The sequence below is a fragment of the Pseudoxanthobacter soli DSM 19599 genome (assembly GCF_900148505.1).
Classification (GTDB): Bacteria; Pseudomonadota; Alphaproteobacteria; order Rhizobiales; family Segnochrobactraceae; genus Pseudoxanthobacter; species Pseudoxanthobacter soli.
In genome coordinates this window covers 207696-221095 of sequence record NZ_FRXO01000003.1, presented here as the reverse complement: position 1 = coordinate 221095, position 13400 = coordinate 207696, and the positions used below count along the sequence as shown (strand labels likewise).

Sequence of the window (13400 nt, the reverse complement as noted above, 5' to 3'; positions counted from 1 at the left end):
CGAAGGCGCGGCCTCCCGGGGGGCAGGCCGCGAACCACCGCTCCAGAAGAGGGCAGCGCCATGCAGACCAGCGCCATGCAGACAATCGTGTCCATGAAGTGGGGCACGCGCTACGGCGCCGACTATGTCAACCGCCTGTGGTCGATGATCAAGCGCAACACGGCCCGGCCGACGCGGCTGATCTGCTACACGGACGATTCGTCCGGCGTCGATCGCGAAGTGGAATGCATGCCCCAGCTCGAGATCGAGCTGCCGGAAAACCTGCGCTGGCTGCCGTGGCGCAAGATCGCGCTGTGGGACCGCACCTTGCCGGGCCTGTCGCCGGGCGATCCGGCGCTGTTCGTCGATCTCGACATCGTCGTCACCGGCAATCTCGATTCCTTCTTTACCTTCGAGCCGGAGGCGAAGTTCTGCGTCATCCGCAACTGGACGCAGATGGAGAAGAACATCGGCAACACCACCTGCTTCCGTTTCCATGTCGGCATGGCGCCGGAGATCATGGACGACATGGTGGCCGACCCGATCGGCATCTGGCAGCGCTATCGCAACGAGCAGCGCTATATCTCGGCCGTCACCCGCATTCCGATGACGTACTGGCCCGAGGCGTGGTGCGCGAGCTTCAAGCACGGCCTTCTGCCGCGCTGGCCGCTCAATTTCGTCAAGGTCGCGCCACTGCCGCCCGACACCCGCCTCGTCGCGTTCACGGGAAAGCCCGATCCGGACGAGGCCCGCGACGGCCGCTGGCCGGCGCCGTGGTACAAGAAGACCTACAAGCACGTCCGCCCCACGCCCTGGATCGCGGAGAACTGGCGATGAGCGCGGCGCAGGCCCGCCCGGGCGGTCCGCGTCCCACCCTCGGCCTCGGCATCCTCAGCTGGCACGGCTACGATTCCCTCGCCGCCACCCTCGAAAGCTACCGCAAGGGCGACCTGTTTTCGTTCGCCGACGAGGTGCTGCTGTTCCTGCCGGAGATCACCGACCGCGGCCGCGAGATCGCCCGGTCCTTCGGCATCCCGTTCGACGGCTCGGCGGCCAATCTCGGCATTCTCGGCGGCTTCAAAGCGCTGGCAGGCGGATTGTCAGCAGACCGTATCATCTTGCTTGAAAACGATTATCGGCTGATCGAGGGGCGCGACGAGGTGGTGCGGCAGCTCGCCGCAGCCTCCGCCGACATGGACGAGGGCGTGGCCGATTTCGTCCGCCTCCGGCACCGGCTGAAGCCCGGCCTGCCGTGGCAGGGGCCGAAGGTTGCCCGTCTGTTCCCGCCGGACGATGCCGGCGCCGCGGTCCGGCTTCGCGCCGCGCTGATGCGCACGCTCAGACCCGGAAAGGCCTCGCGCCTGATCGGAACCACGCCCTATCTGTTCGACGATGCCGATCGAAGATGGCCGGAAGCCGTTTCGCGGTCGCGAAACGGGACTTATCTCGTATCGGGCCGGAATTTGCCGTGGTCGAACTGCCCGACACTTGTGGGGCGTGATTTCTATTTGAATAAAATTGTAAGCGAAGCCGAGAAGCGAACAAAAGGTCGCCTCGTTAACGGATTTCCAACCATAGAAACCGAATTGAATTGCCAGTGGTGGAGAGACATCGGGTACCGCATCGGAGTCGCCGCCAATGGACTCTTCAGTCAGATCAGATTGAACGATCGCGGTTACTGAGAATTAACCCTCGCCGAGTCATGTTGCATCGTCGCAACAGCAATCGAGAACGAATGGAAGCTGTCCAGACGGCCGCAAATTTGCCTTCCAATCGCCTAGATTGACCACCCTATATGACGACCAAGACGCACCACCGGCTACGACCATCCGACCGAGGTTGCGTTGCGAGATTAATCGGGCCCTGGGGGCTAAGTCCGGCCAGGGAAGACCCCAAGGGCTTGTGTAAGAGGAGTTAGAGATCATGAAGCGTCTTCTGCTGTCGTCCGTGGCTGCCTTCGGCCTCGCCACCACCGCCATGGCCGCCGACCTGCCCGAGCCGACCCCCCCGGTCGAGGTGGCCCCGGCCCCGGTCGCCCCGGTGTTCAACTGGACCGGCGCCTATCTCGGTGCCTCGCTCGGCGGCTCCTTCGGCAACGGCAAGGTGACCGGCGTCGACTTCGGCACCCCCTACTCGTCCAACCCGAGCACCTCGGGCGTGATCGGCGGCATCTTCGGTGGTTATAACTACCAGGTGACCCCGAACTTCGTGATCGGTGCCGAAGCCGACATCTCGGCCACCAGCGCCGAAGGCAAGTCCACCATCTACGCCGCCGGCATGCCGTCGGCCCTGAACTACCGCTCGTCCTCGAGCTATCTCGGCACCGTGCGCGCCCGCGCCGGCGTGGCCTTCGACCGCTTCCTGGTCTACGGCACCGGCGGTCTGGCCTACGGCGACCAGGAAGTTCGCCTGCGTGACACCGTCAACGGCGGCACTGTGAAGTCCACCTCCAACCGCGTTGGCTGGACCCTGGGCGCCGGCGTCGAAGGCGGCATCACGCAGAACCTGCTGGCCCGCGTCGAGTACCTGTATGCCGACCTCGGCTCCGAGAGCTACGGCAACTCCTACGGCGCCATCGGCCTGAGCGCCAAGGCGAAGCTGAACACGAACATCGTTCGCGCCGGCATCGCCTACAAGTTCTGATCCGGCTTTCACCGGACGGAAGGAGAAAGGCCCGGCTTTGCCGGGCCTTTTTCTTTGGCGGATGCTTTCGCGATGGCTGCGTCATCTCCCGGCGCGGCCAAACAAAAAGGCCGGATGCGTGCGCATCCGGCCTTTTTTCGTTTCATCGGCAATCGATCCGGCCCACCGCTGCGGCGGCCGGATCGCCGCGCCGTCAGCGCACCAGCGTGTTGCGGAACGACCAGGGCGCGGAGGTGTCGATATCCTCCGGGAAGAAGCCCGGCCGCCGGTCGAGCGGGGTCCAGTCGGTGTAGACACCGACCACCGGCCCGAGATAGGGGCTCTGCACCTCGAGGCAGCGGGCGTGGTCCATCTCGTCGGCCTCGACGATGCCCGCCTCGGGATTCTCGATCGCCCACACCATGCCCGCGAGCACGGCGGAGGTCACCTGAAGCCCGGTGGCGTTCTGATGGGGCGCAAGCCCGCGCGCTTCCTCGATGGTGAGCTGCGAGCCGAACCAGTAGGCGTTGCGGGCGTGGCCGTAGAGCAGCACGCCCAGTTCGTCGCGCCCGTCGACGATCTCGTCTTCCGACAGGATCTTCCAGCTCGACTGCATCCGCCCTTCCGCGCCGAACATCTCGTGCAGCGACAGCACGGCGTCGTTGGCCGGGTGGTAGGCGTAATGGCAGGTCGGGCGGTAGGTCACCGTGTCGCCGTCGCGCACGGTGTAGTAGTCCGCAATGGAGATCGCCTCGTTGTGGGTGACGAGGAAGCCGTAATGCGGCCCGGTCGAAGGCGTCCAGGTGCGCACGCGGGTGTTGGCGCCGGGCTGCAGCAGATAGATCGCCGCGCCGCAGCCGCCTTCGTGGGTGCGGCCGGTTTCCGGCATCCAGGTCTCGGCGGTGCCCCAGCCGAGTTCGGCCGGCTGCAGGCCTTCCGAAACGAAGCCTTCCACCGACCAGGTGTTGACGAACACGTCGTCCGGCTTCGGGTCGCGCGCGCGCTGGGTGTCGCGCTCGGCGATGTGGATGCCGTGAACGCCGAGATCGGCGGCGAGCTTCGCCCAGCCGGCACGGTCCTTCGGCGCCTCTCCGGTGTGCCCGGCGTCGGCGGCGAGGTTGACGAGCGCCTGCTTCACGAACCACGACACCATGCCGGGATTGGCGCCGCAGCACGAAACGGCGGTCGGGCCGCCGGGATTGCGGGCGCGGGCGGCGAGCACGGCCTCGCGCAGCGCGTAGTTCGAGCGCTCGGCCGGGCCCTTGCTGTCGTCGAAATAGAAGCCGGTCCAGGGCTCGGCCACGGTGTCGATATAGAGCGCGCCGAGTTCGCGGCAGAGTTCCATGATCGCGACCGACGACACGTCCACCGAGAGGTTGACGCAGAAGCCGCGGCCGGGGCCGGACAACAGCGGCGTCAGGATCTCGCGGTAGTTGTCGGGCGTCAGCGCGGCCTTCACGAAGCGGGCGCCGTAGGATTCGGCAAGCCCCTTGTGGGTGTCGACGGGATCGAGGACGACGTAACGGGAGCGGTCGAATTCGAAATGGCGGTCGATCAGCGGCAGCGTGCCCCGCCCGATCGATCCGAGACCGATCATCACAATGGGGCCATCGATGCGGGCATAAACGGGCCAGTCTGTCATTCTTCCACTCTCCTTTGCGTCCGGTATGGACCTGATTGCGCCATGGTTGTCGCGTCTCGCCGCGGCAAAAGCAATCCGGTGCGATCCGAATCACCTCCGGCGCCGGCCTGCGGCCCCAGTCCCGGTGCCTGCCATCAGATCGCGAAGCGGCAACGGGACGATGACGGACGAGGATCGTCGCGCCTGCGCGCAGCCACGCATCCGCCGCGCCTCCGCGACGCACGGGACCGCGATGGCGGCTCAAGGCCGACCGAGCGCGGCAATCGCATCAAGCATTTGGTGGGAAAAGGTTTTCAGGCCCGCGTGCAGGCACGCGCCTATGGAGCGCGTCGAGGCCGCCTGGCCGCTTGGCGGCCGTCGGGGGCGACGCACACGCCGATGGTCAGGCAATGCGGCGCCGACAGGCGCCGCGCGGACGCCGTCGCACGCCCGCGCCCCCCAGCAGACATTTTGTCGCCGGGGGGCGAAAGGCGGACTCAGGCGGCCACGGCGGCCGCCGGCAGGGCCGGAACGCTGCCGATGCGCGCGCCGGTCGGCACGATGCGGCCGGCGGCGCCCTGAAGCGCGCCGGGGCGCAGCTCGCAGGCGAGGAACCGGCGCCGTTCGGTCGGGCCGGGCATCGAAAGCCGCGCGGTCGGCGCGGCCGAGAAGCCGAACCGAGTGTAGTATTCCGGGTCGCCGACCAGGATCACGGCGCCGTGGCCGGCATCCGCCGCCGCCGCCATCGCCCGGCGCATCATGGTCGCGCCGAGGCCCTGGCCCTGCAGGTCCGGCGAAACCGCCAGCGGGCCGAGCAGCAGCGCGGCCCGGCCGCCGGCCGAGACGTGCCAGAGCCGCACGGTGGCCACCAGCCGGCCGGCCGCGTCTTCCGCGACGAGCGCGAGGCCCTCGGCGGGAAGCCGGCCCTTGCGGATCCGCTCGGACGCCTTGAGGAAGCGGGCCGGGCCGAACGCGCCGTCGAGCAGCGCCTCCCGGGCGCCGACATCCGCCGGCGCCTCGTTGCGAAGGATGAACATGGCTGAGCCTTCCTCGGAACGGCCGGCGGCGGGCTCGGGGCCACGTCCGGCGGCAATTCCGGTCTGAATTCCGCTTCGAACGCACGGTTCCCGAAGCGGAACCGTGCCGTCAGGGCGCCGTCCGGCCAGATAGAATCACCCGGCTGGCGGATCGCGCCCGGATCAAACGCCGGAGCGGGCCCTCTCGTCCGGATCGGTGCGATCCGGACCGAAGCCGCCCCTTGCGACTTCAGATCACGAAGGACTGAAGCGGCGGGAAGCCATTGAAGGCGACGGCCGAATAGGTCGTCGTGTAGGCGCCGGTGCCCTCGATCAGGACCTCGTCGCCGATCGCGAGCGAGATCGGCAGGCTGTAGGGCGCCTTCTCGTAGAGCACGTCGGCCGAATCGCAGGTCGGGCCGGCGAGCACGCACGGGGTGGCATCGTCGCCGTCGTGCGCGGTGCGGATCGGATAGCGGATCGCCTCGTCCATCGTCTCGGCGAGGCCGCCGAACTTGCCGATGTCGAGATAGACCCAGCGCACCGGATCGTCGGCCTGTTTGCGCGAGATCAGCACCACCTCGGCCTTGATCACGCCGGCATTGCCGACCATGCCGCGACCCGGCTCGATGATGGTCTCCGGCAGGCGGTTGCCGAAATGCCGGCTGACGGCATCGAGGATCGCGCGGCCGTAGTTCGGCACGCCCGGCACGTCCTTGAGGTACTTCGCCGGGAAGCCGCCGCCGAGATTGACCATGCGCAGCTGGATGCCGCGCTCGGCCAGCTCGCGGAACAGCGCCGCCGCCGAGGCGAGCGCGCCGTCCCAGGCGTTGACGTTGCCCTGCTGGGAACCGACGTGGAACGACACGCCATAGGCGACGAGGCCCGAGCGGTGGGCATGCTCGAGCACGCCGACGGCCATCTCCGGCTCGCAGCCGAACTTGCGCGACAGCGGCCATTCCGCGCCGGCGCCGTCGCACAGGATGCGGCAGAACACATGGGCGCCGGGCGCCGCGCGGGCGACCTTGTCCACCTCGGCCTCGCAATCGACCGAATAGAGCCGCACGCCCAGCTCGAAGGCGCGCGCCACGTCGCGCTCCTTCTTGATGGTGTTGCCGAACGAGATGCGGTCGGGGGTCGCGCCGGCGGCCATCGCCATCTCGATCTCGGCCACGGAGGCGCAATCGAACGACGAGCCGAGCTCGGCGAGCGCGGACAGCACTTCCGGAGCCGGGTTCGCCTTCACGGCGTAGAACACCCGAGTGTCGGGCATGGCCCGGCGGAAGGCGAGGAAATTGTCGCGCACGACATCGAGGTCGACCACGAGGCAGGGACCTTCGGGACGTCGGGTGCGGAGGAAATCAACGATACGGGCCGTCATCGTGGGCGCTCCCAGGCAAGACGGTTGAAGCGGTCCGTGAGTCCGTCCGTTCGGTGCCGCTGTGGAGACGGCAGCCGTCAGGCCGAACACCCGGTCGCCGGTCGCGAGGACCGGCGGGCGAAGACGCCGACACGCTTCTTGCGAACCCGGAACGGTGGAGGCCGTGACGCGGGGTCGAAAGAAGCCAACGCTTGGAGCGGGAAGTCCCGTCCGCACGCCCGGCAAGGAAGTAGTCGCCTCTTCAGTAACGCTCGCCTTTGGAGGGCGAACAGAGACCAAAAAAGCCCTGCTACGTCGTTGCTTCAAGTCGCGTCCGCCGAGAGAGCCTCGGCTTAGACCCGGTTTAACTCCGGTCACCGGTCTGCCCAGGTCGGGGGTTCCGACCTGACCGGCACGCGACCACAGGCACGTGCGAAATTGGGCAAGGCGCATGTAGGCCCATCACGGGTCATACTCAAGCGGAAAATGCGGCCGGGGGGCATTTTTCGCCCCCGGGGTGCGGTGCCGTTCCGATCGCGTCCATCAGACGGCTTGAGGTCGCGCCATCGTTCAACCACTATGGACGATATGGACACGCTGACGCTCATGCAGGCATTCGTGAAGGTGGCCGAGGCCGGCGGTTTTTCCGCCGCCGCGCGCAAGCTCGGCCGCTCGAAGGCGCTGTTGTCGAAATATGTGCGCGAACTCGAGGACGAACTCGGCGTGCGGCTTCTCAACCGCACCACGCGGCAATTGTCGCTGACCGAGGCGGGGCAGGTCTATCTGCGCGAGGCGGCGGAGATCCTGCAGCGCATCGACGATCTCGAATCGGCCATCCACGACACCCACCGCGAGCCGCGCGGGCTGTTGCGGATCGCCGGGCCCAGAACGCTGGGCGACGTCGATCTCGGTCAGGCGGTGATGGAGTTCCTGAAGCGCGAGCCGTTGATCTCGATCGAGCTGCGCCTCGAAGACCGCTTCGTCGATCTGGTGGAGGAGGGCATCGACGTCGCCGTCCGCATCACCGAACTCGCCGATTCCAGCCTGATCGCCCGCAAGCTGGCGCCGTTCCCGATCGTCGTCGTGGTGCGGCCGGACACGCTGGCGGAATTCGGGGTGCCGCAGGAGCCGGGCGACCTCTCCAGTCGGCCCTGCATCGTCGATTCGAACGCCCGCAGCCGCGGCCAGTGGCAGTTCCGCATCGACGGCGAGCGCCGCTCGGTGGCGGTGAAGGGGCGCATCGAGGTCAACAGCCCGCAGGCCTGCCGCCTTGCCGCGCTGGCGGGCTTCGGCTTCGCGGCGATCCCCCTCGTCACGGTGCGCGACGATATCGAGGCCGGCCGGCTGGTCACGGTGCTCGACGACTACCTGCTCAATCTCTCGGCGATCTATGCCGTCTATCCCCATCGCCGGCATCTGTCGGGCAAGGTGCGCGCCTTCGTCGATTTCCTCGCGGACTGGTTCGAGCCGGAGGCCTGCGAGCGTCTCGTCTCCTATCGCCGCGGGCCCGTTGCCCAGCTGCCTGCCCCAGGGGACGCGCCGGAGGAGAGCCGCGACGAGCCGTCTTCAGGCCCCGGCGCGCCCGTCGCCAAGGCAGGGTCCAATGACAAGGCCGCGTCCAATGACAAGGCCGCGCCTTCCGCCAAGCCCGTTTCCGCCCCCAAGGTCGCCGCCGGCGGCGGCGCGCGCGTGCCGGCCTTCGTTCCGCCCAACTGAGCCGCCAACACTCCCCACGCCGATTCCGGCGAGGTGCGGAACGGGCCGAACGCCAGGGCGGTGGACTTTCGGCGCCCGGTGGCGTCGCGCGCGGCCGGCTCTGAGGGCCGTGAACGGCCGGATCCGGCCTCGTCGAGGCCCACCGCAACGGAGAGACCGCCCTTGCACCTGTCAGAGCGCGTTCGTTCGCCGTCGTCTCCGACCGTTCCGACACGCCGTGTCGTTGCCTTGCTGTGGTGGATCGCGGCCTTCGTCGTCTTCGCGGTCGGCGCGGCCGGGCCGGCGGCGGCGCATCCCCACGTCTTCGTCGAGGCGCGCGAGGAGATGGTGTTCGATGCGCAGGGCCGCATCGCCGCCATCCGCAATGTCTGGCGGTTCGACGACGGCTTTTCCGCCTTCGCCACCCAGGGCCTCGATGCCAACGGCGACGGCGAGCTTTCGCCCGCGGAGCTGGCGCCACTCGCCAAGGTGAACGTCGATTCCCTGCGCGAATACCGCTATTTCACCTTCATGAATGTCGGCAGCGAGCGCATCCGCTTCGGCGAGCCCACCCAGTACTGGCTCGACGGCACCGACGGCCGGCTGACGCTGTTCTTTACCCTGCCGCTCAAGACGCCGCTCGATGCCGCCGGCAAGACCGTGCGGCTCGACGTCTACGATCCCGAATATTTCGTGGCCTTCACGCTGACGGAGAAGGATCCGTTCTCGCTTGCCGCCGCCAAGGCCGCCGACGGCAGCCCGGCCGGCAAGGTGCCGCAAGGCTGCACCTTCACGGTGAAGCGGCCGGCGGATCTCGACCCGATGACCGCGACCACGCTGTCGCTCATCCCGGCGGAGGAACGCGATCTGCCGCCGAACCTCAAGGCGGTCACCGAGCAACTCGCCAACACCATGACGGTGACGTGCCCGGAGAAGCCCGCGGCCGTTCCCGTCGTCGCGTCGTCCGATGAAGGCCATCCCCGCACCGTGGGCGCGAGCCCGTTCGGCGTGGGCCTGATGGAAGCCGGCGGCCCGCCGGTCGGCCTGCTCGCGGTGGTGGCCCAGTGGCAGCGCGCGTTCTATGGCGAGCTCACCTCGGCACTCCGGGCCATGAAGACCGACCGCACCGCCATCCTGCTGCTGATCGCGGTGTCGTTCGCCTATGGCGTGTTCCATGCCGCCGGGCCTGGGCACGGCAAGGCGGTGATCTCGGCCTATCTGGTGTCGAGCCGGGGAACAGCGCGCCGCGCCGTCCTGCTCTCGCTGCTGTCGTCGCTGCTCCAGGCCGGCGTCGCCATCGCCATCGTCACCATCGGCGCGGTGGTGTTCCGCGTCACCAGCTTCACCATGACCTCCATCGCCGAATGGGCGGAGATCGCCTCGTTCGGCGCGGTCACGCTGCTCGGCCTCTATCTCGTCTGGCGCAAGATCGTGCGTCCGCTAGTGCGCGCGCTCGCGGCGTGGCCCGCCAGCGCCAGGCACGATGCCGGCGGGGTGCAGCCGGCGGGCGCCGCCGTTGCCGGCGCGATGGCGCCGATGTTCAAGGCCGGCGGCACGGAAACGATGGCGTTGTTCTCCGCCGCGCCGGCCGCGAGCGCGTCGCAGCCGTCCTTCTCCGCCCTCGGCGGTGCGGCGGGGCCGGGCCGGATGCGGCTCAAGATGCATGGCGAGGCCCTCGCCCCCGACCAGATCCACGCGCCGGACTGCGATTGCGGCGGCCACGCCATCTCGCCCCAGGCGGCCGCGGCCGGCTGGCGGGCGGCGGCCGGCGCCGTCGTCTCAGCGGGGCTGCGGCCCTGCACGGGCGCGCTCATCGTGCTGGTGTTCGCGCTGTCCCAGGGTCTCTATCCGGCGGGCATCGCCGCCACCTTCGCCATGGCGCTCGGCACGGCGGCCACCGTCGCCGCGCTGGCCCTGCTCGCGGTGGGCGCGAAGGGCGTAGCCATGCGGCTCGCCGCCCGCGATGGTCGTGTGCTGCGCTTCCTGCACCGGGGAGTGGAGGCTTTTGGCGCAATTGTGGTGCTTGCTTTCGGATCGGTGCTGTTCAGTGCGGCTCTTTTGTCGCATCTCGGCTGAATGTGCGGCGGAAATGCGTCCGAACCGCATTGTTCGATTGCGCGGCCTCCAGGCTTTCGATAGCCCTGAAAGGGAGATATCGAAGAGGTCGCGACGCCGGACGGCATACACGATCAGGGGGGCGAAAGCCCATTCGTGTGTTGCTTCCGGCAGCGGGGCAAGGGGGAACAAGGCAGGCGGCATTTGGATGCCGCCTGCCTTGTTTTTTTGTGCGTCTTGAATGTATTTGTCTTCGCTTGATCCACATTCAACTTGGCCGTTGTGCCGCCTCACCGTTGCGACGACGGCGCCGCCCCCTGCCGAACACACGCGGTACGCGCGTCGCACAAGCCCGCGGCACGCGCGTCGCACGAGTCCGTGGCACGCGCCTTGAACACGTCCGCGGCATGGGGCAGTCGGCTGCCGCCGCGTCGCCCGGCCGTCCGGCCGATGCCCTCCCGCCTGTGCGGTGTCCCACGGATGTCAGCCGCCTGAGCACGCCCTCGCCGACCGGGGCGGCTCGATCCGGGCGGAACAGGCTCTCCATTAGGCTCTCCATGTCGGTCGTCTCGATCATCGGTGCGTCATGAACGATCCGCTCAATCCCCCGCAGCCCGCCGGCCTCCCGAACGAGGCGGGACCGGCCCTCGCCTGGGAGCCGGGCGATCTGTGGGTATTCGGCTACGGCTCGCTGATGTGGCGCCCGGGCTTCGCGTTCGAATCCGTGGCCGTCGCCCGGCTTGGCGGCTTCCACCGGTCGCTGTGCGTGTTTTCCCATGTGCATCGCGGCACGCCGGCCCAGCCGGGGCTGGTGCTCGGGCTCGATCGCGGCGGCTCCTGCATCGGCCGCGCCTTCCGCGTCGCGCCGGAGCGGCGGGCGGAAACCGTCGATTATCTGCGCGAGCGGGAACAGGCGACGGCGGTCTATCTCGAACGGCACGTTCCGCTGCGGCTGCAGGACGGCACCCGCGTCACCGCGCTCGTCTATGTCGCCGACCGCCGCCATCCGCAATATGCCGGCGTGCTGGCGCTGGAGGAACAACTGCGCCTCGTGCGCCAGGGCGCCGGCATCTCCGGCCACAATCGCGATTACGTGCTGTCGACGGTCGCCTCGCTCGCCGATCTCGGCATCCGCGACCCGCACCTGTCCTGGCTCGCCGACCGCCTGCGGCTTTCGGGCGGGGACGGCTCAGGCGGCGAAACCGTCGCGCCCGCGCGGGCCTGAAGGCACGTCCGGCAAGCGTGCCGGCGCTTCCTCGGCTGTCCGCCTCAAAGGGTCTTTCGGCCTCACCAAGTCTTCCGGCCTGAATAGGTCTTGCGGCCTCAAGGGGTCTTGAACACGGCAGCCCTCTCAGGCCATATGCTACCCGCTGTCCGCCGGGCCTCCCCGCGGACACCGGCCGGCCGTCCCGGTAGCTCAGCAGGATAGAGCAACGGTTTCCTAAACCGTAGGTCAGGGGTTCGAATCCCTTCCGGGACACCAGTCTTCCGCGCTCAGCATCGGGCCGGATGGTGGAACCGGGCGGCGCCGCGCCCGGCCTTCAGGCCGCTACGCCGGCGATTACTTGATGTACCAGCCCCACTTTTCGGCGGTTTCGAAGCGGGTGATCTGCTTCACTTCGAGATAGTTCTCGAAGCCCCAGCGGCCGAGTTCGCGGCCGATGCCGGATTGCTTGAAGCCGCCCCAGGGCGCTTCGGTGAAAGTCGGCTGCGAGCAATTGATCCAGACGATGCCGGCGCGCAGCTTCGCCGCCACCCGTTCGCAGCGCGCGAGGTCGTCCGACATCACCGCCGCCGCAAGCCCGAACGGGCTGTCGTTGGCGCTGCGGATCGCCTCGTCCTCGGTGTCGAACGGCGCGAGGCAAACCACGGGGCCGAAGATCTCCTCCCGCCACACGCTGCTCTCGGGCGGGGTGTCGACGAACACCGCGGGCTCGATGAAATAGCCGGTCGGCAGGTGCGCCGGCCGCTTGCCGCCCGCCGCGAGCCGCGCGCCCTCGGCGACGCCGCGTTCGATGGCGGCCGTGACCTTGGCATATTGCCCGGCCGAGACGAGCGGGCCGAGCAGCACGCCGGCTTCCCGGCCGTTGCCGATGGTGATCCGGCGGCTCTCGGCGACGAGGCGCGCGACGACGGCGTCATAGAGCGGCCGCTCCACCAGCACGCGGGAGGTCGCGGAACACACCTGTCCCTGGTTCCAGAAGATGCCGAACATGATCCATTCGACGGCCTTCTCGACATCGCTGTCGGCAAACACCAGGAACGGCGACTTGCCGCCGAGTTCGAGGCTGACGCGCTTGATGTCGCGCGCCGCCGCCTGCATCACCCGCGAGCCGGTCGGCACCGAGCCGGTGAAGGCGAGCTTGTCGACGCCGGGATGGTCGGCGAGCGGCTGTCCCGCCGCCGCGCCGAACCCGGTGACGACGTTGAGCACGCCGGCGGGAAGCCCGGCCTTGTCCGCGATGTCGGCGAGTTCGAGCGCCGTCAGCGGCGTCAGCTCGGACGGCTTCAGCACGATGGTGCAGCCGGCCGCGAGGGCGGGCGCCACCTTCCACGCCGCCATCAGCAGCGGATAGTTCCACGGGATGATGGCGCCGACCACGCCCACCGGCTCCTTGACGGCGGTCGAGCGGAACCGCGCGTCGGGCAGCGCGATGGCTTCCTCCCGCGTGGCGTCGAAGGTCTCGGCGAGGCCGGCATAGAACTCGAAGCAGCCGGCGGCGTCGCCGATGTCCCACTCCGCCTCGGGCAGCGGCTTGCCGTTGTCGGCCACCTCGATGGCGGCGAGTTCGCCGAGCCGGGCGCGGATGCCCTCGGCGATGGCGCGCAGCACCGCCGCGCGTTCCCCGCCGGAAAGACGGGGCCAGGGCCCCGCGTCGAAGGCGCGGCGGGCCGCCTTCACGGCCCTGTCGACATCGGCGGCGGTCGCCGCCGCCACCTCGGCGATCGGCTGTTCCGTCGCCGGGTCGATCACCGCGAACCGGCCGCCCTCCGCGGGCTCCACCCACGCTCCGTCGATATAAAGCGCCTTCGGCATCGGCTTTCTCCCCGG

Annotated in this window: 9 protein-coding genes, 1 tRNA gene and 1 pseudogene; 7 read left to right on the top strand and 4 right to left on the bottom strand. The window is 68.9% G+C overall.

The window, feature by feature from the left end:
* Window positions 1-60 precede the first annotated feature (60 nt).
* From BUF17_RS08610 to BUF17_RS08600, 3 genes are all read left to right on the top strand, one after another.
* Window positions 61-816, top strand: coding sequence for a hypothetical protein (locus tag BUF17_RS08610; RefSeq protein ID WP_244530818.1), 756 nt, complete (start codon window positions 61-63; stop codon window positions 814-816).
* Entirely contained in the window at window positions 813-1661 is an 849-nt protein-coding gene (locus tag BUF17_RS08605; RefSeq protein ID WP_073627635.1) for a hypothetical protein, read from the top strand. The genes BUF17_RS08610 and BUF17_RS08605 overlap by 4 nt, the downstream gene beginning before the upstream one ends.
* 241 nt (window positions 1662-1902) lie before the next feature.
* Window positions 1903-2622: an outer membrane protein gene (locus BUF17_RS08600; protein WP_084564304.1), complete on the top strand. Its 720-nt coding sequence runs from the start codon at window positions 1903-1905 to the stop codon at window positions 2620-2622.
* A gap of 193 nt (window positions 2623-2815) precedes the next feature.
* Here the strand turns inward: BUF17_RS08600 and BUF17_RS08595 are convergent, their stop codons facing one another.
* The 3 genes from BUF17_RS08595 to BUF17_RS08585 all read right to left on the bottom strand — a co-directional run bounded on the left by BUF17_RS08595 (window position 2816) and on the right by BUF17_RS08585 (window position 6619).
* The gene (locus BUF17_RS08595) at window positions 2816-4243 is read right to left on the bottom strand and encodes a homospermidine synthase (RefSeq protein ID WP_073627631.1); all 1428 of its coding nucleotides are present in this window, start codon (window positions 4241-4243) and stop codon (window positions 2816-2818) included.
* 476 nt (window positions 4244-4719) lie between these two features.
* Entirely contained in the window at window positions 4720-5259 is a 540-nt protein-coding gene (locus BUF17_RS08590; RefSeq protein WP_073627629.1) for a GNAT family N-acetyltransferase, read from the bottom strand.
* A gap of 229 nt (window positions 5260-5488) precedes the next feature.
* Entirely contained in the window at window positions 5489-6619 is a 1131-nt protein-coding gene (locus BUF17_RS08585; protein WP_073627627.1) for a type III PLP-dependent enzyme, read from the bottom strand.
* Between the two features lie 567 nt (window positions 6620-7186).
* Between BUF17_RS08585 and BUF17_RS08580 the strand changes: the two are divergent.
* The 4 genes and pseudogenes from BUF17_RS08580 to BUF17_RS08565 all read left to right on the top strand — a co-directional run.
* A pseudogene (locus BUF17_RS08580) lies at window positions 7187-8065 on the top strand (LysR family transcriptional regulator); the annotation flags it as partial.
* Window positions 8066-8476: 411 nt separating this feature from the next.
* Window positions 8477-10369, top strand: coding sequence for a HoxN/HupN/NixA family nickel/cobalt transporter (locus BUF17_RS08575; RefSeq protein ID WP_175563657.1), 1893 nt, complete (start codon window positions 8477-8479; stop codon window positions 10367-10369).
* A gap of 565 nt (window positions 10370-10934) precedes the next feature.
* Window positions 10935-11573, top strand: coding sequence for a gamma-glutamylcyclotransferase (locus BUF17_RS08570; protein ID WP_084564300.1), 639 nt, complete (start codon window positions 10935-10937; stop codon window positions 11571-11573).
* Window positions 11574-11754: 181 nt separating this feature from the next.
* Window positions 11755-11831 (top strand) — tRNA-Arg (locus BUF17_RS08565).
* A 78-nt stretch (window positions 11832-11909) separates the two neighbouring features.
* Here BUF17_RS08565 and BUF17_RS08560 read toward each other — a convergent pair.
* Entirely contained in the window at window positions 11910-13385 is a 1476-nt protein-coding gene (locus BUF17_RS08560) for an aldehyde dehydrogenase family protein (protein ID WP_073627621.1), read from the bottom strand.
* Between the last annotated feature and the right edge of the window lie 15 nt (window positions 13386-13400).

Coding starts and splice junctions, on each gene's coding strand:
- BUF17_RS08610 (WP_244530818.1), top strand. CDS start 61: ATGCAGACCAGCGCCATGCAGACAATCGTGTCCATGAAGTGGGGCACG.
- BUF17_RS08605 (WP_073627635.1), top strand. CDS start 813: ATGAGCGCGGCGCAGGCCCGCCCGGGCGGTCCGCGTCCCACCCTCGGC.
- BUF17_RS08600 (WP_084564304.1), top strand. CDS start 1,903: ATGAAGCGTCTTCTGCTGTCGTCCGTGGCTGCCTTCGGCCTCGCCACC.
- BUF17_RS08595 (WP_073627631.1), bottom strand. CDS start 4,243: ATGACAGACTGGCCCGTTTATGCCCGCATCGATGGCCCCATTGTGATG.
- BUF17_RS08590 (WP_073627629.1), bottom strand. CDS start 5,259: ATGTTCATCCTTCGCAACGAGGCGCCGGCGGATGTCGGCGCCCGGGAG.
- BUF17_RS08585 (WP_073627627.1), bottom strand. CDS start 6,619: ATGACGGCCCGTATCGTTGATTTCCTCCGCACCCGACGTCCCGAAGGT.
- BUF17_RS08570 (WP_084564300.1), top strand. CDS start 10,935: ATGAACGATCCGCTCAATCCCCCGCAGCCCGCCGGCCTCCCGAACGAG.
- BUF17_RS08560 (WP_073627621.1), bottom strand. CDS start 13,385: ATGCCGAAGGCGCTTTATATCGACGGAGCGTGGGTGGAGCCCGCGGAG.